Raw genomic sequence first — 18,787 nt, 5'->3', positions numbered from 1 at the left:
ACAGCATACCCCGCGATGGTTTATTTAAAGCCGAGCAGCAGACAGATAACCACGGAGAGCAGCGCCACGCCTTCAATCATGGCCGCCGTGATGATCATGGTGCCGCGGATCTCACCTGCCGCTTCGGGCTGACGCGCAATGCCGCTGATGGCCGCGCTAGCCAGCTTGCTGATGCCGAATGCTGCGGAAAAAGTCACCGCCGCAGAACCAAAACCTGCAGCCAGATAGGCAAACGCAGTGGGATTCATAGTACTACCTCCTGATCCAAGAAATGTGAGTATGGGTTTGATGATGAAAAGCCACTACCGAACAGCATCAGTCCTAATGCCCCTCCGAAACCGACGCACTGATGAACACCGCCGAGAGGATCGTGAAGACATAGGCCTGAATGAGCGAGATCAGCACTTCGAGAACGGCCGAAAAGAGGATGATCGCCAGCGGGAAGGCCGATACGAGCCAGTTTTTGAAGAAAAATATGACCGTCAACAGCGCCAGGATGGTGATATGGCCGGCGATCATGTTGGCGAAAAGACGGATCGCCAGGGCAAAGTGCTTGGTGATCATGCTGATCACCTCGACCGGGACCATGATGAACTTGAGGAGAAAAGGGATGCCCGGCGGACTGAAGGTGGCCAGATAGCCGAAAAAGCCGTGCTTGCGCACCCCGGCGATCTGCACCGTGAAAAAAGTACACAACGCCAGCGTCGCGGTGACCGCAATATTGCCGGTCGCCGTGGCCCCGTAGGGCACCAGACCGGCGAGATTGCATAGGAGAATAAAAAAGAAGGCGGTTAACAGATAGGGCGCGTAGGCCTGACCTTCATGACCGAGGTTCGGCTTGATGATGTCGTCGCGCAGGTAAGCCACCAGGGCCTCCAGGGCATTGGCCAGCCCGTGCGGAACCAGCGATGGCCGCTTGAAGGCGATCCAAAAGGAGAAGATCAATAGCGCCGATACGATCCACATCCACAGGATATGATTGTTGATTGAGAGATCGATGCCCCATACCGTCGGCAGCTTGATCACCGGATGGGCCAGGACGTGATGCATGATGAAGCCAACGCCGCTCTCGCCATGCTCCGCCGCCTGCTGGACCGCTTCACCGTGTTCTACTGTATGTTCAACTATCTGTTCGATCATGGGAGTCAACGTGTTTATTTTTCAATTCCGAGTTGATAAACCGGATTTCATGGTACTGCAGGAAAAGATAAAACAGCACAAACGAGACCAGAAATCCGATCAGGGGCCAGTGCAGCACCGCAATGACCAGCCCGGCCACCACAGCGAAAAGAAGGAACCGCAGCGCCATTCCCCCGAGAATCACCGCATAAAAGGTCCTGATCTTGCGATGAAAGGCCCAGCGGATCGAGATCAGGCTGAAGATGATGTTGCCAAGACTGACGAGATAACCCAGCGCATAAGAGCGCGTCAGACCGATTCCGCCGTAATGGTAAACCGGCACCAACAGCACCAGAAAAGCCAGGAGCGTCCAACCGACAATCCGCCAAACCCTGAAAGAGGCTGCCATTATGATCTCTTGCCCGAGCGCTTTTGCTTGATGACCGGGTAGACGGTTTTATAGATAGTGATAAATCCCGCAGTTCCGCCCAGCAACACCCCGATCAGCAGCAGAAGCGGTGTGGTATGCAGCTTCTTGTCGAGCCAGTACCCCAGCGCCGTCCCGATGAGTACCGCGATGGCCAGCTGCAGGCCAAGATCCATGTAAGGCCCGATGACCCCCCCTTTGTTGTCATCGTTATCTGCCACCGAATCGTACCACCCTATTTAATGATGGCCTCTTTGTCGCTGCTGCGCTCGGTCTTTGCGCCGCTCTTATCCTCCGACATCGAACATTTGCCGTCAAAGAAGGCGCCTTCGTCGATGACCAGTTTGCCGGTCTTGAGTTCACCGCGCAGCTCTGAACGGGCCTCAAGCACCGTCCGGCCCGGGGCTAGAACCGTTCCGGTGATCTTGCCGCCGAGAACTAGGTTCTTCACATGAACATTGCCCTTAATTTCCCCTTCAGCGCCGACAATCAGAGTATCGCCGGAAACGACATCACCAATCACCTTGCCATCGATCCGCAGGCTCAGCTCCACCTTGATGTTGCCATCAACCACTGAACCCTTGCCAAGGATCGTACTCAATTCACCCGGTTTTTCGTTGCTTTTCATATTACACTTCCCTGTTGATGAGGGTCGGCCCCGCTACGGCATCACATCCGCGCAAAAGCGAGGATGTAATCGGCGGGATTGAGTGCGACGCCATCTTTCCACAACTCAAAATGCAGGTGCGGCGCTGTACTCTCACCCGAGGAGCCCACCAGCGCGATATGGTCGCCCTTGCGCACCAGTGTCGAACGCAGCACCAGATTTCTCTGGGTATGACCGTAATAGGTGAAAAAACCGTTGCCGTGATAGACGATCACCATATTACCCAAATCCTGTGTCCATCCCGAAAAAATCACCACCCCATCGCCGGCCGAACTGATGAAGGTGCCCCGCGGCGCCGCGATATCGATACCATAGTGGGCCGTTCCCTCCTCGGAATAATTCCGGGTCAGAACCCCGGCGACCGGCAGATAGGTCGGCAGACTTTTCAGGTATTCATGAATGCCGATCTCTTTGGACTGCTGGAGAAATCCCAGCTTCTCACTGATATTGACCTCGACCGGTTCGACTCGCTTCAGCTGCGATTCGCGCGGCGGTTCCGGCGGCAATCCCCGTAGGGGTCGCGAACCTAAGGCTTCCGAATCGAGTGACTGACTCTCGTGGTTCTCCCCCAGGCCGAGGGCACTGCGCAGCTTGGCGTCTGAGGCTTCCAGTTTCTGGAAAAGGGCGGCCAACTCATACACCTTGCGGCTGTTCTCGACCAGCTGCTCGTTCACCCTGTGGAGCCCGCTGTTGGCCACAGCAAAGCGCGCCCACTGAAAGTAAGCGACAACGCCGAACAAAAAGTGCAGAGCCAGTACGATCCCTGCCGCGCGCATCACTTTAAGCTTGCGCACCGAGAGTGTGTAATGTCGCGGTTCCGCCTGGTCATCCGGGATCACCAGGATCTGAATCAGCCGGCGGTGACGGCGCACATTACTTGCAGGCTTCTTGAGCAGGGGTAGTTTCATAGAGGTTGCGGGTGAGATCATTCACCGAGGAGGAGCGCAATGATCCGCTCCAATTCGTCGGAGGAATAGTACTCTATCTCGATCGTACCGCCTTTGCTCTTGTTCTTCACACTGACCTTGGTCGCCAATCGGTCGCGCAGCCGACTTTCCAGCTCGGCCAGGTAGTAATTCTGCACCGGATTGACGGGCTTAGCCGGCGCGCTCTTGACTTTCTCCGGCTCGCGCACCATTTCCTCAACCTTGCGCACCGAGAGATTGCCGCTGATGATCTTTTTCCACAATGCCAGCTGCTCCTCACTGCTGCCGAGAGAGAGGAGGGCACGCGCATGGCCAAAGGAGATTTCGTTGCTTTGCACGCTCTCCTGAATGCGCCGCGGCAGCTTGAGCAGCCGTAGAAAGTTGGTCACGCTGGTACGATCCTTGCCGACCTTAACAGCGACCTCCTCCTGCGTGAGCTTGCATTCCTCAATGAGCCTTTTATAGCCGTTCGCTACATCGATAGCGTTCAGGTCTTCGCGGTGAATATTCTCAATGATGGCCAGCTCAAGCATTTCCTCATCGGTTTCGACGGTCAGAATATAGGCCGGGATCTGGGTGATCCCCAACTCGCTCACCGCGCGCAAGCGCCGTTCGCCGGCGATCAGCTGATAACCGTTGCCATAAGGCCGGACGGTAACCGGCTGCACCAGGCCTTTTTCCGCAATCGACTGCTTCAGCTCGGCCAGACGCTCGGGATCAAATTTCTCCCGCGGCTGGAAGGGATTGGGGGCTATCCGGGCCACAGCGATCATCTGAACACCCTGGGCGGCCGAATCCTCTCCCTGCTCGGCGGGAATATCGGGAATGAGCGCCCGCAGGCCGCGTCCCAAAGCCTTCTTATTCGCCATTCTTGATAATTTCCTCCGCCAGGCTCATATAGTTTTCCGATCCCGAGCAGACGGCATCATAGAGGATAATCGGCTTGCCAAAACTGGGCGCCTCACTGAGCCGGACATTGCGAGTGACAATGGTGTCGAACACCCGGCCTTCAAAGTAGCGGCGCACATCCTCGGCCACCTGACGCGACAGGTTAAGGCGTGCATCGTACATCGTCAACAGCACCCCTTCGATCACCAGGTGCTCATTGAGGTGCTTCTGCACCAGCCGGATCGTGTTCAGCAGCTGCCCAAGCCCCTCCAGGGCGTAATACTCGCACTGGATCGGGATCAGCACCGAATCGGAAGCGGTCAGGGAGTTGATCGTCAGCAGTCCCAGCGAAGGGGGACAGTCGATGAGGATATACTTGAATTGATCGCGCAGGGGTTCGAGCGCCCGCGCCAGGCGCTGCTCCCGCGAAATGGCTGATACCAGCTCTACCTCCGCACCGACCAGACTAATCGAGGAAGGAAGCAGTTTTAGATAATCCAGCTGGGTATCGAGCAGGAGGGATTGCGCGGTTTGTTCGTTGATGAGCGCATCATAAATCGTCGCCTGGAGGGCGCGCTGATCATAACCATAGCCGCTGGTGCTGTTGGCTTGAGGGTCCATATCGACCAGCAGAGTTGGATATTCGGCCACCGCTAGAGCGGCTGCCAAATTGACCGCCGTCGTGGTCTTGCCCACGCCCCCTTTTTGGTTCGCTATGGTTATGATTTTGCCCATCTGGGGGGCTTCCTCCATTTTCTAATATATTATGATAATATAATCCCCATGAACTTTAAAATCAATGAAAAGTTTCTCTGTTCTGGCGCCCGCCCCTGGGCGGACTTTGTCCTTGACATTTAGAGCAGAAACATGTATTTTTTCACGCCGGAACACCCCCTCCGACCCCGTTCTCCATCATCCAGACTGGCTGCTCCACAACCCCCAATCCAAGAGGAAGCGTCATGATAAACCTCTTCAACAAACTGGTTATATTGTTACTCCCCCTCATCCCCAAATTCATCGTCCGCATGGTCGCCAAACCCTATGTGGCCGGCCCGGCTCTGAACGATGGCATCCGTGCCGTTAAGGAACTGAACCAGAAAGGTATCTGCGCCACCATGGACGTCCTCGGCGAAAGCGCCCAAAAACTCGAGGAGTGCCAGGAGGCGATCGACGAGTATTTCAAGGTGCTCGACGCCATTGTGGCGGAGAGGCTCGATGCCAACATCTCGGTCAAACTGACCCAACTTGGCTTGCTCCTAGACAAGGAGCAGTGCTATCAGAACATCCGCAAGATCGTCGCTAAAGCGGACTCCCTCGGGATCTTTGTTCGCATCGATATGGAAGACTCCGCCGTGACCAGCGATACCATCGCACTCTTTTTGCGCATCAATGACGAGTTCAAGCGCACCGGTATCGTCATACAGGCCTATCTGCGCCGCAGCCTCGCCGACATCGTACAACTCTCCGCCCGCAAGACCAACTACCGCATCTGCAAGGGGATCTATATCGAACCGCGCAAGATCGCTTTCAAGGACAAACAGATCGTCAATGACAATTACGGGCTGCTGGTCGACACCGCCTTCGCCATGGGCAGCTATGTCGGCATTGCCACCCACGACGAAAAACTCTACTGGAAGGGGCTGGAGCTGATCCACCGGCATAAGCTCACCCGCGAGCAATATGAATTCCAGATGCTCCTCGGGGTGGACGAGGAACTGCGCGATATCATCGTGTCCGCCGGACACAAACTGCGCATCTACGTCCCCTTCGGTAAAAACTGGTATGCCTACTGCGTACGCCGCCTCAAGGAAAACCCGATGATGGCCTGGTATATCGTCAAGGCCCTGTTTGGTCTGAGGTAACGATGATAGGGAGCCCCGAGGAGCGGATCCGCGAATTGCGCGATCTGATTCATCATCACAACCACCGCTATTATGTGCTCGACGATCCCGAAATCTCGGACGCCGAATACGACCGTCTCATGCGCGAACTCCTCGGGCTGGAACAACAGTATCCCGATCTGGTCACCGAGGATTCGCCCACGCAGCGTGTCGGCGGCGCCCCCCTCGAGGCCTTTGCGCCCGCAAGACACACCCTCCCGATGCTCAGCCTCGATAACGCCCTGACGGAGGAGGAATTCCTCGCCTTTGACCAGCGCACCCGCCGAGCCCTGGGCAGCGAGGAGGAGATCGACTATGTCTGTGAGCCCAAGCTCGACGGTCTGGCGGTGGAACTCGTCTATAACGACGGTCTCTTCACCCTCGGTTCCACCCGCGGCGACGGCTATACCGGCGAGGAGATCACGCGGAATCTGAAAACCATCAAAAGCATCCCGCTCAAGCTCCTGAATCCGCCGCCGGGACGGCTCGAGGTGCGCGGCGAGGTGATCCTGGGCATCCGCGAGTTCGAACAGCTCAATCAGGAACGGCAAGCACGGGGTGAGCCGCTCTTCGCCAATCCGCGCAACGCGGCCGCAGGATCGCTACGTCAGCTCGATATCCAGGTCACCGCCGCGCGCCCTTTGAGCATATTCTGCTACGGCATCGGCCAGGCAGAGGCCCTCACCTTCACCACCCATGCGGAGATGCTTGATAAATTCAGAGCCATGGGCCTGCGAGTCAATCCCCTGATCGAACAGGTCAAGGGTGCGGCGGCGGTTATCGCCTATCATCGCGCTATGGGGGAGCGCCGTGCCCGGCTGCCGTACGAGATCGACGGGATCGTCGTTAAGGTCAATGCCGTGGCGCAGCAGGAACTGCTGGGCGCCAAAAGCAAAAGCCCGCGATGGGCGATCGCCTTCAAGTTCCCCGCCCGCCAGGAAGTGACACAGATTCTTGAAATCCAGGTGCAGGTCGGCCGCACCGGAGCCCTGACGCCGGTGGCGATCATGCAACCGGTCCAGGTCGGCGGGGTCACCGTCAGCCGTGCCACCCTCCACAACCAGGACGAGATCGACCGCAAAGACATCCGCATCGGCGACTGGGTGGTCGTGCAGCGGGCCGGGGATGTCATCCCCGAGATCGTCAAGGTCCTCGAAACCCGACGCACCGGCGCAGAGCAGCCCTTTACGCTGCCGGAACGGTGTCCGGCCTGCGGCAGCCATACGGTGCGGCCGGAGGGAGAGGCGGTCCAGCGCTGCATCAACCTCGCCTGCCCGGCACAAATCAAGGAGCGCATTCTTCATTTCGCCTCCAAACGCGCCATGGACATCGAGGGTCTGGGCGAAAAACTGGTGGACCAGTTGGTGGAATCCGGGCTGGTGCACGACGTCGCCGATCTCTATGCCCTGAGCCCGGACCATCTGGCCAAGCTTGAGCGCATGGCTGACAAGTCGGCCGGCAATCTATTCGCCGCCATCGAGGTCAGCCGCCAGCGCCCACTCGACCGCCTCCTCTTCGCCCTCGGCATCCGCCATGTCGGCGAGCATGTCGCTCGCGTGCTGGTGGAGGCCTTCCGAAGCATCGAAGCCCTCATGGCCGCGGCTCCGCAAAGGCTGATGCAGGTCCGCGAAATCGGCCCCCAGGTTGCGGAAAGTGTCTTCGAATTCTTCGCCACCCCCGAAAATCAAAAGGTCATTGAGCGGCTGCGGCAGGCGGGGGTCCAGATGAGCCCGGCCGTAACCACGCGGGGCAACCTCCTCGCCGGCAAAACGGTTGTCCTCACCGGAGCCCTAGCCGCGTTCACCCGCGAGGAAGCAGAACAATTAGTGATCGCCCAGGGCGGACGCCCCGCGGCTTCGGTCAGCAAAAAGACCGCTTTCGTCGTCGCCGGCGAAGCCCCCGGCAGCAAACTGGATAAAGCCCGGGAACTCGGCATCCCGGTCCTCACTGAGGCTGAATTTAAAGAGATGATCGGACTATGAAAAAAGAAGGCCCTCTGGGTATCCTGCTGACTGCCCTCCTGCTGCTTGCCACAGGGTGCGCCGGAAGCCGCAAAAGCGGCACCCTGGCCTTTGTGAGCATCGAGGAAGAGATTGCGCTGGGCAAGGAGGTCTCCGTGCAGGCCGGGCAAGTGCTGAAGACTGTCCGCAACCAGGAGGTGCTGCACTACCTCGACAGGCTGGCAGCGGAGATCGGACTGCAGTCGCACTGGAGTGGATTGACCTACAGCGTGCAGGTGGTCAATGAACCCGACCTGAACCATTTTTCTCTGCCAGGAGGAGAGATCTTCCTCTACCGCGGAATGATAGAAAGTCTCGGCAGCAGCGATCAGGTGGCGGCGGTACTAGCGCACGAGATCGCCCATATCGCAGCGCGTGACGGCATCGAGCGGCTCGCGGCCAAATACGGCTGGGCGGTGGCCGCCCAGAGCATGATCGGACAAAACCCCGAGATCGCACGGCAGCTGCTGCTCACCCTGTATACAAAGGATTCAATTCTGGATTATCCCAAGCCAGTCGAGCGCGAAGCTGACCGGAAATGCACCACTTATCTCGAAAAAGCCAATTTTGACCCTAAAGGGGCGCTGGAGATGCTTCGTATCCTGCGCCAGGCCGAATCCAGACATCCCTCGCTGGTGCGGCTCCTGCGCAGGACACATGCTTCGGCCTCAAGCAGATATCGTCATGTTTACAATGATGTTAAATCACTCAACTCTCCCGACATCAACACCCATCCGTTAGCCGATTTTCTCCAGGTCAAGGAGATCCTCGCCAAAATACCCTATTGAAGCCCCGCCATTTTTCCGCAAACTTGATCTTTTTGGCATGCTTGTTGTATCAGCATCGGCAGAAGTGAATGCATCCTGAGACAGGCAGCGCCGCAGGCAATACCAGGCCGGACATGTAGTGGTTGCATCGCCTTTGAGCGTCCTTTGGAGTGGGATCTGCCATCGCATCTATGACGGCCTGGCGCCTGTCGCATCTTGACGGCACCATGAGCAGCCGCACAGGTCTGAGTGAGCCTGTCAATGACATAGCATTTAGCCATCGCCCTCCGTGGGCGATGGCCGGGGCAAGGCAGCCTGTCCAGCTCTTCTTGCCCCGAAGAACCTCCCTCCTCCTCAGATGCCAAAACTAAAAAGCCTCCGCTGAGCACACGGAGGCTTTTTAGTTTGTCTCTCCTGGATGACACCAGGCTCTTGACCCGCCGACTCCGCCGCCGGCTTCCCGCTTTCCTGCTTGTGTCCACCCGGCCTCGGGTCAGCGCCGTCGGACTCCCAGCTTTTGTATCTTTTTATAGAGATTGGTACGGTCGATGCCCAGCACCGCGGCGCTGGCGTCCATCTTCCATTCATGAGCCTGCAGAATCTGCGCAATGTACTCCCTTTCAAACCGCTCCCGCGCTTCTTTCAGGGGAAGTATCCCTTTTTCCCTGTCCGGAATGCCCATCATCTGTTTCAATTCGGCCTCGGAAAGCGTATCGCCGGCGGCCAGCACCACTGCCCGTTCGATGAAGGACCTTAGCTGCCGCACATTGCCCGGCCAGTCGAAGTTCATCAGCAGGCGCAGAGCCGCTGGCGACAACCCACTGAGCCGCCGGTTATAGCGTTCACAGAATTGGCGGAGGAAGAAGGCGCTCAGTTCTGGGATGTCCTCCCTGCGCTCCCGCAACGGCGGGAGCTGGATATCAACGACGCAGACGCGATAGTAAAGGTCTTCGCGAAAGAGGCCTCTGGCGATTTGTTCGGTGAGAGTGCGGTTGGTCGCCGCGATGATGCGGACATCGATCGGCAGCGGCCGGCTGCCGCCGACCGCCTCCACTTCATGCGATTGCAGCACCCGCAGCAGCTTGGCCTGGGCCGGCAGGCTGAGATCACCGATCTCATCTAGAAAAAGGGTGCCGCCGTCGGCCAGCCTGAATTTACCGTCATAGTTTTCGATGGCGCCGGTAAAAGCTCCCTTGCGGTGGCCGAAAAGCTCGCTTTCGATCAGGGTTTCGGGAATCGCCGCGCAGTTGACGCGCATGAAGGGGCCCGCGCTGCGCTTGCTGCGTAGGTGGATAGCCATCGCCACCAGTTCCTTGCCCGTCCCGGTTTCCCCGGTGATCAGTACCGTACTCTCCGTGGGGGCCACCCGTTCGATGCGCGCGTAAACCGACTGCATAGCGGTGCTGGTGCCGACCATCTGATAGCGGTTCATAATCTCGGCGCCCATCCAGTTGGTCTTCTGTTCGAGATGCCGCCATTCCAGGGCGCGTTCCACCGTCAGCAGCAGGCGGTCGAGATTGACCGGCTTTTCAAGAAAATCGAAGGCCCCGAGCCGTGTGGCCTGGACAGCGCGATCGATGGTTGCATTGCCGGTGATGACCACCAGCGGCAGGCCTGGAGCCAGCGAAGCGGCGCGTTCGAGAACCTGCATGCCATCCAGCCCGGGCATGGAAAGATCGATCAGCGCAATCTCCAGATCCCCGAGTGACAGCCGCTTGATCGCCTCGTTGCCGTCCTTGGCCTGGATCGCCTCGAACCCTTCGCCTTCCAGCACCGAAGCGAGCTGTGCGGCGAAAGCGCTGTCATCTTCAGCGATCAAAATCCGTCCATGGGAATACCTCTTCATTCCTTCTCTCCCATACTATCGGATAGGCAGCCGTACAAAGACCGTCGTCCCGCTCCCCTCATGGCTGTCGATCTCGATGGTGCCGTCGTGGGCTTCTATGATGCTTCTGGCCAGGGGCAATCCCATTCCGGTCCCAGAGCGCGAGGTACTAAAGCCCGCCTTGAAGAGCCGGGAAAAATCCGCTGCACTGATCCCTTTGCCGTTATCCGTGATCTCAAGCAAGGCCTGATCTCCCTTCCCGTGTCCGGAGAGCGGGTCCTTCTCCTGCATCGTTGTAATACCGAGAATGCCATCGCCCTGAATGGCGGAAATGGCGTTATCTAGGAGGTTATAGAAAGCCTCCTTGAACTGACTGATATCGATGGCGACCGGCAGCTCGAGGGTTTCAAAACTGGTCTGCAGCTGTACCTCGTCTGGAATCCGCGGCAGGTATTCCTGCAGGCATTCCTGCACCACGCGTGAAAAATCATCTAAAACCAGTACCGGAGGCTCAAGGCGGGCGAATTTCATAAAGGCATTGATCGAATCACGCACTCGTTCGATTTCATGCAGAGCGGTCCGGGTCATCTCGTCATACTCCTGGACCCGTTCGGGAGAATTCTTTTTATAGTTGCGTTGCAGCCGCTGGATGGCCAGCAGGACGGTCGCCAGCGGGGTTTTAGTCTTGTGGGCCATCCGCTGCGCCATGGCGGCCCAGATTTTCAGACGCTCTTTTTCCAGGCTCTCCGAAAGGTCAATCAGGAGCAGCAGAATGAAAGAAGCATAGCTCCGAATCCGGAAGAATTCCACAGCCATTGTCTGGGCTCGGCTCTCCAGCACCCATTCAATTTCGTGCTGTTCATAAACCTCCCCGCGTCGGCTGAAGGTCTGATAGCGAAGAAGCAGTCCCTCCAAACGCGAGGTTCTCAGCACCGTATCGGCAGGCTGTTTGAGGACTTGTTTCCGGTCCTGGTCGATCATTTTTAAAAACCGGGGATTGCAGTGGACGATGCGCCCCTCGGCGTTGACCATGGCAAATCCGACCCGGGCTGAAGAGAGACGGTCTGCAAAACCAGCAGTCCGATGCAGTGCAAGGGCCAAGAACAAGAGCCCCGGAAGGATCAGGAGTAATAGCGCCAGCAGGAAGAACAGAATGGTCTCAGACGGGACCCTTTTGCCGAGAAACAGGAGACCCCGCCGTTCCCCGGGTAGTAGTTCATTGACTCCGATTTGGAGCTGATAGAGAGCCGTGCCATCGCGGAAGCTGTAGCCCGGGCGTGCGGCCAACAGGCGGGTATGCGCGGCAATCTTGAAATGGTAGGGATCTTTTATCGGCATCCAGGCCAGGGGATGGAGCGCCGCATCGGTCAGCCAGAGCGCCGGTGGATTGGCCGTCGTGATAAAGATCTCAACAGTCCCGTCCAGGTTAACATCATCGGCCAGCTGCAGAGAAGCCTCGCCACCGGTTTTGACCAGAGACAGGACTTTAAACCGGGTGTCTCCCGGATCATAACTGATGACCGCCGCATGCCCGGTCAGGTCGCTGGTGATGAACTCCGGCGTACCATCTCCATTCAGATCCCGCTGGATGAGCTGATTCAGCGGGGAGATCTCCGCGGCGTTCTCTAGTTCACTTTTCACTGCAAGCGAACACCCGTCCAAAGCGTACAGTCTGGCCGCCCGTTGGTGGTTCAGCACCAGAGAAAACGGTGCGGCAAGAATTTCCGGCTGGCCATCTCCATCCGTATCAGCAGCCTGCACATTGACATAGGAGGACTCACCGCCGAAGGCTTTGTGGGCGAGTAGCCGGCCATCACACCCGAGGACCGCAATGTAGCTGCTGTCGCGGCTGAAGGGGCCGAATTGGGGCCCATCCGAGGCGCCAGCAAGCGAAATAACCAGCTCCGTAGCGCCGTCGCCGTTGCCATCGACCGGCAGAACCTGGCTCACCATCGGCGCAAAATGAACCTCCAGAAGGCGCTCCCTGGTGGCCAAGTCATAGGCCAGCACCGCCCGCGGCCCGCCGTCCGCTCCCGTATTCACCAGAGCCACAAGATCCGGCCGGTCGTCTCCGTTAAGGTCAACCGCGGGCAGGACAATCAGCTTGCCCGTCCAGAGCCCATCACCGGAACCATCCCGTCCGCCGAGCGCAGTGAGCGAATCGACGCGCACCGCTTTATGGTCGTAGAGATCGATCCATCCCTTTTCTCCGGCGCGGCGATAGGTGGCGAAGCGGAACCGGCCCCTGCCGCCCAGAGTGAACAACACCTGATCATAAGGATCAAGGGCGATCGGATGGCCCGGATAGGTATAGCCAGCGCGTGAAAGCTCGAGGATGGCCAGGAAAAGCGGGTGGTTCATTTCGGTGCGCAGCTCGCAGAGTTCCAGTTGGCCATCACCATCGAAATCTTCGAGGATAAAATCGTGGACGGTGTGGCTGGGATTGCTTTCCACAGCCCAGTTGTCGAGACGGGGTAATCCCTGGGCACTCCAGACCAGGGGCGCAGAAGGATTTTGCGGGCGAACGGTTGCCAAAGGCGCCAGCAACCACGCCACTGCATAAAAAAAGACCGAAGCGGTTCTCATTTTTTTCCCCAGCCCCATCTCAATGTACGAGCACCATTTTGCTGGTCGCCATACCCCCTTCCCAGCGCAGCTGGCAGAAATAAATACCTGCCGGATGGGATCCTGCGTGCCAGACAACCCGGTGGGATCCAGCCGTCTGGGGGCCATCAATGAGCCGGGCGACTAACTGTCCGCGGCTGTTATAAACCGTCAGGGTCACCGCGCCCGCTGTAGCCGTCTCGTAAGAGATCGTCGTTTCGGGATTAAAGGGATTGGGATAATTCTGGCTCAGTATATATTCCGCCGGCGCGGTCGCCGCTTCCGCTGTTACCGCCGCCTCGATGTGGCAGGCGCTTTGCGCTAGATGGTAGAGGAACAGATGACCGACGGCCGCATACCATACGTCGGGGCGGTTGCTGATATGAGCCAGGTGCTGCCAGGGATAGGGCTTGTCCCATTCCACCACATTGGGGTGGAACATGAGATGATAGACGCTGTGACCGACCAGCGCCTTGTCGAAGGCGCCGTTGAGGTCATTGAGGTCATTGGTGCCGATACCCCAGCCCAGTTGGGAGGCGGGCGGATCAAAGGCGCGGGCAACCCCGGCGTTGGTGAACATCTGCAGAGTTGCATTCCATGCCGGCCAGCCGAAAAAATTGCTGGTGTAGAGCCGGTCAAAAAGAAACCGGTTGACGGTCAGTAGCGAGTCCACAATCCGGTCGGTGCGTCCGTTCGGGGCAATCCAGAGATAAACATACTCACGCGATCCTGAAGTGAAAAGCTCCGGGAGCTGCAGATTCTTGAGGATATCCTCCCTGTTGCCGCTGACTTCCGCAACATAGTTCTTGTAGGGCAAGGAGGGATGACTTCGGGAATGGCAAGCGGCCTCGACCCATCCCGAATCGAGTTCAGCCTGAATGTAGGTGTAGGTGGCACGATCCGCACCCACTGAGTTGATGCCGCAGCTGACCCAAAGGTTATACGAGCGCAGGATATACAATGCGCGCTGGAACTTGTCTTTGCTCCAGCCGGCCATGTCATCGGCGCTCAGGGCCACCGCCATGGCGCGGTTGTCGTAATAGGGGGATATCCCGCTGCAGGTCACAGGCACGGCCTCCTCCGTAGCGCTGGTTATTCGGAGCATCAGCGAGTCGCTCACAGCGGAGAATCCTGCCGATACCAGCGCCGTCGCTGCCGCCTCGTCAAAACGGACAGCAGCGATCCCGTTGAAAAAAACACCGCTCTGCTTTTCGGGCAGCCGCATCCAGGGATCACCTTGGCGATAGCGGTACCAGGCACTCAGGCCGCTCTGTGGGGAAGAGAGATTGAGGATAAACGTCAGGGGATAGCTGAATCCATAATCGACATGCGCCTGCGGGGCTATGGTAACGGTCACCTCCGCTGCAGCAGGATGGATGTGTACAATCGTCTCTTGGGCCACAAGGGGATTAAAAACGAGAAATAGGAGCCAGCGAATGGGGCGCGCGTTCCAACGGGACATGATTTTCTTCCTTGTGAGCAGCCATTTCTTCATATAAACTACAATTTTTTGCCCAAATTTCAACCGCTTTTCTCGCCCTTTATGAAAACTTTTTTGCTTTTTCGCGTAAAAGTACTATACTATAAAAAAGGAGGAACTATGCCGATTCAATTCATCGCGCCCTTTGAAAGAGCCTATTATCGCATGAAATCCGCGTTGTTCCAGCCCTTTGACCTGCACAAATGGATGGTCCTCGGCTTCACGGCCTTTCTTGCGGACCTGCTCGATCATGGCGGCGGGGGCAACAGTCTGAAAAGGGGGGGGCATGCTGATTGGGGTGCGATTCTCGGCGCCCCCTACGAGGCCCTCGACTGGCTGAAAGCAAGACCGCAATGGATGGCGCTGATCGTTTTAGGCGGCCTGCTCCTACTGGTGATCCTGCTCCTCGGCATCTGGCTGAGCTCGCGGGGCAAATTCATGTTCCTCGACAATGTCGTGCAGGAGCGTGCTTTAATCTCACAGCCCTGGCGCCAATTCCGCGACCTGGGCCACTCCCTTTTCCGCTGGCGCGTGGCTTTTCTTGCCGTGGCCATCCTCCTTGCCGGCGGAACGCTGTACCACCTCTGGCGTATCGCTTACACGCGGTGGAACGACTCCGGCGATCTCTGGTCTCTGCTCCCCTCCCTCTTCATCTGGGGTGCCTTCTTCGCCGTTGTGGTTTTAGCCCTGGGTTATGTAAAGCTGCTCCTTGACCATTTCATCGTTCCGCTGATGTACAAGGACAACTGCACCTGCGTTCAGGCCTGGGAACAGCTATTGCCGCTGCACTGGCGCCACCTGGGATATTTTATTCTTTACGCCCTTTTCATGCTCGCCATCATCATCGCCCTGGTCGTCCTGGTGATCCTGGGCGGCCTCTTCACCTGCTGCCTCGGCTTTTTCCTGCTGATGATTCCCTATATCAATTCGGTTGTTCTGCTGCCCTTCCTCTACTGGATTCGCGCTTTCAGCCTCGAGTTTTTGGCCCAGTTCGGCGAAGCCTACACACTTCTGCCTCAGCGGCCGGTTGAGGAGAATGCACTTCCACAATAAAAGTGTCCAAGCCAGCCCTCTATCCCTAAGGGAGTGATGATGAATCACTCCCTTTATTTTTTATGGGAAATTATCTGCAGTATGGCGAGTTTAATCAAACAGATAATCCTTGCTTATCTGAATGCGCTTTTGTAAAATTTAAATCAATTTTAACTATGAGAATTCTGATATGATCGGTTTGAAAAGATTTCGTCCTCTCCTTGTTTTGCTCATGATGGCCGGCCTCTGTACGTTGAGGCTGCAGCCGGCCGCTGCCCTGCAAACGGCTGCTACGGGGAAAGCTTTGCCCGGCGTGGTCGCCCTCGCCTTGAAGGAACCGCTCTCCGGTGCGGCCACATTGAGCCGGACCGGTTCAAAAAGCCTCGACGCAGCACTGCAGGCCCTGCAGATCCAGGTTCTCGAACCGGTCGCCCCGGCGCTCGGACGCAGACTGCAAAAGAGTATTCATCGCACTCGCGTTGACAATCTCTATTATGCTTTTTTTCCCGGCGGCCGTCCGCCGCAAGAGGTGGCGCGCGAACTCGCCCGCGATCCGGCAGTGGAGTTTGCCGAAGCCCGCTATGAATACCAGTTGACCGCCGTGCCGAACGACCCCCTGACCGGCAAGCAGTATTACCTCAACAAGACCAGACTTCCTCAGGCCTGGGATCTTTGCAAGGGAGAACAGGGATCGGTCGTCATCGCAATCATCGACGGAGGCACCGATATCTCCCACCCCGATCTGGCGGGTAATCTCTGGACCAATCCCGGCGAGATCCCCGGCAACGGCCGGGATGACGACGGAAACGGCTTTATCGATGACCTGCACGGCTGGAATTTCACCACCCATACCGCCGATCCCAACAGCCTCTTTTCTGGAACCACCTACAGCAGCCACGGTACGCACACCGCGGGAGCCGCGTGCGCGGTCGCGAACAACCGAATCGGCATCGCCGGCACCAGCTGGAATGCCCGGCTGATGGCGCTCAACGCCGGTTCCCGGACCGCAGATGACAAGATCGATCCCCTCAGTATCGACCAGGCGATTATCTACGCCACGGCGAACGGCGCCAACATCCTCAGCTGCAGCTTCAGCGGCGCCTACTCGGAGGTCAACTGGCGGCTGATCCGATTCGCCACCGAACAGGGCATGGTGGTAGTCGCTGCAGCCGGCAACAGCGCAACCCTCGCCAATGAGGTCTATCCGGCCAGTTATCCGGGAGTACTCGCGGTCGCGGCGATCGACAGTTCCGACATCAAGGCCTATTTTTCCAATTATGGCACTACGGTCGATGTCTCGGCTCCGGGCGTCGGGATCTGGAGCACGGTCGCCGGCGGCGGCTATGAAGGCCCCTTGTGGCAGGGCACCTCGATGTCGACGCCGATCGCCGCAGGGGTGGTCGCTCTGGTGATGACCCAACACCCGGAGTGGAGCGGTCTGCAGGCTGCCGAACAGGTGCGCATAACCGCGGACAAAATCGACAGCAAGAACCCGGCTTATGCCGGCCAGCTCGGGCATGGTCGAATCAATGCCTGGCGCGCCCTGAGCGAGTCCTGGCCCGCCCTGCGCCTCACCGGAATTGAATTTGCCGATCAGGATGGCGACAGCCTGATCAAGCCCGGCGAGACGGTCGCTCTGAGCCTGACCCTGACCAACTATCTGGCGGCAGCGCAAAACATCTCATTGAAATTGAGTGAATCCAGCCCTTACGTCACCCTCTCCCGTAGCACGGCCACCCTCGCCGCCCTCTCCACCGGCGAGAGCATCACCCTGCGCAACGCCTTCACCTTCGAGGTGGCCAGGACCGCGCCCAGCGACCATACGATCCTCTTCACCCTGAACCTGAGCGAGGGGGAGTACAACGATGCCGATCATTTCAGCCTGACTGTACTGCCCTCTTTTGCCGACATCGGCATCAATAACATCTATACCACCGTGACCAGCATCGGCCGGATCGGCAGCGCCAATCCCAATAGCAGCGGCACCGGGATCGGGCTCCTCTATAAATCGGGAAGCAGCCTTCTATTCGAAGGCGCGCTCATCGCCGGGACCGCGGCCGACCGCATTGTCAACGCGGCGCGCGGAATCCTCGATTTCAACAACAGTCAGGTCAATGATGCCGATTTTACCAGCTCGGAAGGCGGCGATGTACGAATCGCGACGCCGGGCGCTCTGCTCGATCAGGAGAGCAGCGCCATCTTCGACGACCGCACCACTGCCAGGCCCCTCAACATCCGCATTACCCAGCAGACCTTCGCCAGCCGGGAGGAGCGCTATGCCGACAATCTCCTGTTCCGCTATACGGTGCATAATCTCAATGCCCAGCCCCTCGAAAACTTCCACCTGGGCATCTTTTGCGACTGGGACATGGACGCCACCAGCTATGCCACCAATGTGGCCGACCTGGATGCCGGACGCCGCATGGGATTCGCCTATGATGCCGGCACGGGGCCGAAAACCCATGTCGGCGTGATGCTCTTGAGTGACGGCGGCTTTTCCTATCGCGCCATTATGAATGATAATGCCGATCCCCTCAATCCGAGTTGGGCCTTGCACGACGGCTTTACCGATGCCGAAAAATGGCAGGCGATCAGCGGCGGACTGGTACAGACCAAGGTCGGACCGGCCGACATCTCGATGGTCATCGGCTCCGGGCCGCATACCATCGCCGCCAACGGTGACCTTACCATCGACTTTGCCTTCCTCGCTGCTGACGATCTCGCCACCCTGAAGGCCGATGCCGACAGCGCCCGAGCACTCTGGCGTTCCCTCTTCACGACCGGTATCGGTCCGACGCCCGGTCCGCTTTATCCGGCGCAATGGACTCTGGAGGCCAATTACCCCAATCCCTTCAACGCCGGGACGACGATCCGCTACGCTCTGCCGGCCGCCGCTCCGGTCCGTCTGGAACTCTTTGATTGCTCGGGCCGGCTGGTGCGCTTGCTGGTCGATGCGACGCAGACCGCCGGTTCGCATGAGATCCAGTGGGACGGGCGGGACCAGGAGGGCCGGCTGGCGGCCAGCGGAACCTATTTTTACCGCCTGCGCAGCGGCGGCCGGGAGTCGATCCGCAAACTGCTGCTGCTGCGATAAAGCGGGCCGCGCTCCAGGGGGATCGATGCGGCATCAGGCGGGCGGGATCACACGGCATCCCCTTCAACCGCAATTTCG

Annotated in this window: 16 protein-coding genes; 5 read left to right on the top strand and 11 right to left on the bottom strand. The window is 58.2% G+C overall.

Going from position 1 to position 18,787, the window contains the following annotated elements; translation table 11 throughout:
* Positions 1–20: 20 nt before the first annotated feature.
* The 8 genes from atpE to PLH32_03075 all read right to left on the bottom strand — a co-directional run bounded on the left by atpE (position 21) and on the right by PLH32_03075 (position 4,762).
* The gene (atpE, locus tag PLH32_03110) at positions 21–248 is read right to left on the bottom strand and encodes an ATP synthase F0 subunit C (protein ID HQJ63576.1); all 228 of its coding nucleotides are present in this window, start codon (positions 246–248) and stop codon (positions 21–23) included.
* 73 nt (positions 249–321) lie between these two features.
* The gene (atpB, locus tag PLH32_03105; protein ID HQJ63575.1) at positions 322–1,140 is read right to left on the bottom strand and encodes a F0F1 ATP synthase subunit A; all 819 of its coding nucleotides are present in this window, start codon (positions 1,138–1,140) and stop codon (positions 322–324) included.
* Positions 1,121–1,528: a hypothetical protein gene (locus tag PLH32_03100; protein HQJ63574.1), complete on the bottom strand. Its 408-nt coding sequence runs from the start codon at positions 1,526–1,528 to the stop codon at positions 1,121–1,123. The genes atpB and PLH32_03100 overlap by 20 nt, the downstream gene beginning before the upstream one ends.
* Positions 1,528–1,767, bottom strand: coding sequence for an AtpZ/AtpI family protein (locus PLH32_03095; GenBank protein ID HQJ63573.1), 240 nt, complete (start codon positions 1,765–1,767; stop codon positions 1,528–1,530). The genes PLH32_03100 and PLH32_03095 overlap by 1 nt, the downstream gene beginning before the upstream one ends.
* A 14-nt stretch (positions 1,768–1,781) precedes the next feature.
* Positions 1,782–2,174, bottom strand: coding sequence for a polymer-forming cytoskeletal protein (locus PLH32_03090; GenBank protein ID HQJ63572.1), 393 nt, complete (start codon positions 2,172–2,174; stop codon positions 1,782–1,784).
* Between the two features lie 41 nt (positions 2,175–2,215).
* On the bottom strand, positions 2,216–3,121 hold the full coding sequence (locus tag PLH32_03085; GenBank protein ID HQJ63571.1) for a M23 family metallopeptidase: 906 nt from the start codon (positions 3,119–3,121) through the stop codon (positions 2,216–2,218).
* Between the two features lie 17 nt (positions 3,122–3,138).
* On the bottom strand, positions 3,139–4,008 hold the full coding sequence (locus tag PLH32_03080; protein HQJ63570.1) for a ParB/RepB/Spo0J family partition protein: 870 nt from the start codon (positions 4,006–4,008) through the stop codon (positions 3,139–3,141).
* Complete coding sequence (locus PLH32_03075) at positions 3,998–4,762, bottom strand: AAA family ATPase (GenBank protein HQJ63569.1); 765 nt, start codon at positions 4,760–4,762, stop codon at positions 3,998–4,000. The genes PLH32_03080 and PLH32_03075 overlap by 11 nt, the downstream gene beginning before the upstream one ends.
* 227 nt (positions 4,763–4,989) lie before the next feature.
* Here PLH32_03075 and PLH32_03070 point away from each other — a divergent pair, with 227 nt between their 5' ends.
* Genes PLH32_03070 through PLH32_03060 form a run of 3 tightly spaced genes read left to right on the top strand, consistent with a single transcriptional unit; the run spans position 4,990 to position 8,695 of the window.
* Positions 4,990–5,889: a proline dehydrogenase family protein gene (locus PLH32_03070; protein HQJ63568.1), complete on the top strand. Its 900-nt coding sequence runs from the start codon at positions 4,990–4,992 to the stop codon at positions 5,887–5,889.
* 2 nt (positions 5,890–5,891) lie between these two features.
* A complete protein-coding gene (gene ligA / locus PLH32_03065) occupies positions 5,892–7,889 on the top strand; it encodes an NAD-dependent DNA ligase LigA (protein ID HQJ63567.1) in 1,998 nt (665 codons plus the stop codon).
* Complete coding sequence (locus PLH32_03060) at positions 7,886–8,695, top strand: M48 family metalloprotease (protein HQJ63566.1); 810 nt, start codon at positions 7,886–7,888, stop codon at positions 8,693–8,695. Before ligA ends, PLH32_03060 begins: the two co-directional genes overlap by 4 nt.
* A 472-nt stretch (positions 8,696–9,167) precedes the next feature.
* On the opposite strand, the gene PLH32_03055 is transcribed toward PLH32_03060, so the two are convergent.
* The 3 genes from PLH32_03055 to PLH32_03045 are packed head-to-tail and all read right to left on the bottom strand — an operon-like array spanning position 9,168 to position 14,565.
* A complete protein-coding gene (locus PLH32_03055; protein ID HQJ63565.1) occupies positions 9,168–10,520 on the bottom strand; it encodes a sigma-54 dependent transcriptional regulator in 1,353 nt (450 codons plus the stop codon).
* A gap of 15 nt (positions 10,521–10,535) precedes the next feature.
* Complete coding sequence (locus tag PLH32_03050) at positions 10,536–13,085, bottom strand: ATP-binding protein (protein ID HQJ63564.1); 2,550 nt, start codon at positions 13,083–13,085, stop codon at positions 10,536–10,538.
* Positions 13,086–13,104: 19 nt separating this feature from the next.
* The gene (locus tag PLH32_03045; protein ID HQJ63563.1) at positions 13,105–14,565 is read right to left on the bottom strand and encodes a T9SS type A sorting domain-containing protein; all 1,461 of its coding nucleotides are present in this window, start codon (positions 14,563–14,565) and stop codon (positions 13,105–13,107) included.
* 138 nt (positions 14,566–14,703) lie between these two features.
* Between PLH32_03045 and PLH32_03040 the strand changes: the two genes are divergently transcribed.
* Complete coding sequence (locus PLH32_03040) at positions 14,704–15,636, top strand: hypothetical protein (GenBank protein HQJ63562.1); 933 nt, start codon at positions 14,704–14,706, stop codon at positions 15,634–15,636.
* A gap of 169 nt (positions 15,637–15,805) precedes the next feature.
* Entirely contained in the window at positions 15,806–18,709 is a 2,904-nt protein-coding gene (locus PLH32_03035; protein HQJ63561.1) for a S8 family serine peptidase, read from the top strand.
* The last annotated feature ends 78 nt before the right edge of the window (positions 18,710–18,787 follow it).

Source organism: bacterium, from assembly GCA_035419245.1.
Lineage (GTDB): Bacteria > Zhuqueibacterota > Zhuqueibacteria > Residuimicrobiales > Residuimicrobiaceae > JAKPUX01.
The sequence above is the reverse complement of the archived record's forward strand: the minus strand, read 5'-3'. Positions and strand labels throughout refer to the sequence as shown.

Coding starts and splice junctions, on each gene's coding strand:
- PLH32_03060 (HQJ63566.1), top strand. CDS start 7,886: ATGAAAAAAGAAGGCCCTCTGGGTATCCTGCTGACTGCCCTCCTGCTG.
- PLH32_03080 (HQJ63570.1), bottom strand. CDS start 4,008: ATGGCGAATAAGAAGGCTTTGGGACGCGGCCTGCGGGCGCTCATTCCC.
- PLH32_03055 (HQJ63565.1), bottom strand. CDS start 10,520: ATGAAGAGGTATTCCCATGGACGGATTTTGATCGCTGAAGATGACAGC.
- atpE (HQJ63576.1), bottom strand. CDS start 248: ATGAATCCCACTGCGTTTGCCTATCTGGCTGCAGGTTTTGGTTCTGCG.
- PLH32_03050 (HQJ63564.1), bottom strand. CDS start 13,085: ATGAGAACCGCTTCGGTCTTTTTTTATGCAGTGGCGTGGTTGCTGGCG.
- PLH32_03075 (HQJ63569.1), bottom strand. CDS start 4,762: ATGGGCAAAATCATAACCATAGCGAACCAAAAAGGGGGCGTGGGCAAG.
- PLH32_03085 (HQJ63571.1), bottom strand. CDS start 3,121: ATGAAACTACCCCTGCTCAAGAAGCCTGCAAGTAATGTGCGCCGTCAC.
- PLH32_03090 (HQJ63572.1), bottom strand. CDS start 2,174: ATGAAAAGCAACGAAAAACCGGGTGAATTGAGTACGATCCTTGGCAAG.
- PLH32_03100 (HQJ63574.1), bottom strand. CDS start 1,528: ATGGCAGCCTCTTTCAGGGTTTGGCGGATTGTCGGTTGGACGCTCCTG.
- atpB (HQJ63575.1), bottom strand. CDS start 1,140: ATGATCGAACAGATAGTTGAACATACAGTAGAACACGGTGAAGCGGTC.
- ligA (HQJ63567.1), top strand. CDS start 5,892: ATGATAGGGAGCCCCGAGGAGCGGATCCGCGAATTGCGCGATCTGATT.
- PLH32_03035 (HQJ63561.1), top strand. CDS start 15,806: ATGATCGGTTTGAAAAGATTTCGTCCTCTCCTTGTTTTGCTCATGATG.
- PLH32_03045 (HQJ63563.1), bottom strand. CDS start 14,565: ATGTCCCGTTGGAACGCGCGCCCCATTCGCTGGCTCCTATTTCTCGTT.
- PLH32_03040 (HQJ63562.1), top strand. CDS start 14,704: ATGCCGATTCAATTCATCGCGCCCTTTGAAAGAGCCTATTATCGCATG.